1 protein-coding gene and 1 pseudogene are annotated in these 1,610 nt (G+C 66.1%); one reads left to right on the top strand and one right to left on the bottom strand.

The window, feature by feature from the left end; all coding sequences use genetic code 11:
* Window positions 1-1,008, top strand: a 1,008-nt coding sequence (locus VF497_RS17140; protein WP_330890987.1) for an MFS transporter, incomplete at its 5' end; no start/stop codon positions are given.
* 151 nt (window positions 1,009-1,159) lie between these two features.
* Here the strand turns inward: VF497_RS17140 and purH are convergent.
* Window positions 1,160-1,610: pseudogene (gene purH, locus VF497_RS17135) on the bottom strand (bifunctional phosphoribosylaminoimidazolecarboxamide formyltransferase/IMP cyclohydrolase); the annotation flags it as partial.

Genomic DNA, 1,610 nt, shown 5'->3' with positions numbered 1-1,610 from the left:
GCCTACGCGATCGCCAGTGTCGGCGTCGAGTTCGCGACCGTGTTCAACAATGCGATGATGCCGACGCTGGTACCGCCGGACCGGATCGGGCGTCTGTCCGGCACCGGCTGGGCCACCGGCTATGTCGGGGGCATCCTCAGTCTCGTGCTGGTGCTCGGCTTCCTCGCCGCCAATGCCGAGACCGGCAAGACGCTGTTCGGCTTCACGCCGCTGTTCGGTCTCGACCCGGTCATGCATGAGGGCGATCGCATCACCGGGCCGTTGACCGGGCTGTGGTTCATCATTTTCGTGACGCCGATGTTCCTGTTCACGCCGGACTATCCGGCGAAACGCCGGATGCGCGAGGCACTCGGCGAAGGTCTGCGCGAGCTCAGGGAATCATTCGCCAGCCTGCCGAAGCAGAAATCACTGGCGCGGTTTCTGCTGGCGAACATGATCTACACCGACGGCTTGGTCTCGCTGTTCGCGTTCGGCGGCATCTATGCCGCCGGCACGTTCGGCTGGGACACCATCCGGATCGGCACCTTCGGCATCATCCTGGCAATCGCGGGGACGTTCGGCGGCTGGCTCGGCGGCAAGCTCGACGATGCGTTCGGTCCGAGGCGCGTGATCACCGGCAGCCTCGTGATCCTGCTGTTTGCGATCGTCGTGATCCTCACCGTGAACAAGGATTCCATCCTGTTCATCCCGGTCGCGCCGCCGGTGCCTGGCGGCCCGCTGTTCGCGGGCGCCGCCGAGCGGGCCTATATCGTGCTGGGCTGCCTGATCGGCGCAACCGGCGCGCCGCTACAGGCGGCCTCGCGCTCGCTGCTGATTCGCCTCGCGCCGAAGGATCGCATCGCGCAGTATTTTGGACTGTTCGCGCTGACCGGAAAAGTGACGTCGTTCATCGGCCCGCTGCTGATCGGCGCGATCACGGCGGCGACCGCGAGCCAGAAGTACGGCATGGCGGTGCTGGTGGCGTTCTTCGTGGTCGGGCTGGTGTTGCTGGCGAAGGTGCGGGAGTAAACACAACTGTCGTCCCGGCCAAGCGAAGCGCGAGCCGGGACCCATAACCACCGCTGTTCGTGTTGCGCGGCGCTGGAGCCTCAGCTCGCTCTAACAACAAGCGCCTGTGGTTATGGGTCCCTGCTTTCGCAGGGACGACGATGCCGATAGATCAATGCCTGAAATGCCGCACGCCGGTGAACACCATGGCGATGCCGTGCTCGTCGGCGGCCTTGATCACCTCGTCGTCGCGCATCGAGCCGCCTGGCTGGATCACCGCGGTCGCGCCGGCCTCGATGCAGGCGAGCATGCCGTCGGCGAACGGGAAGAACGCGTCGGAGGCGACCACCGAACCCTTGGTCAGGGGCTCGGCCAGCTTCAGCTCGGCCGCCGCATCGAGCGCCTTGCGGGCGGCGATGCGCGCGGAATCGACCCGGCTCATCTGGCCGGCGCCGATGCCGACGGTGGCGAGATCCTTGGCGTAGATGATGGTGTTCGACTTGACGTGCTTGGCGACGCGGAAGGCGAATTTGAGGTCGCGCAGCTCGGCGTCGGTCGGCGCGCGCTTGGTCGCGACCTTCAGGTTCATGTCCTCGACCACGGCATTGTCGCGGCTCTGCACC

Origin of the sequence: Rudaea sp., from assembly GCF_036383415.1 — a bacterium.
Lineage (GTDB): Bacteria > Pseudomonadota > Gammaproteobacteria > Xanthomonadales > Rhodanobacteraceae > Rudaea.
Note: the sequence above shows the minus strand (reverse complement) of the source record. Positions and strands in the feature narration are given on the sequence as shown.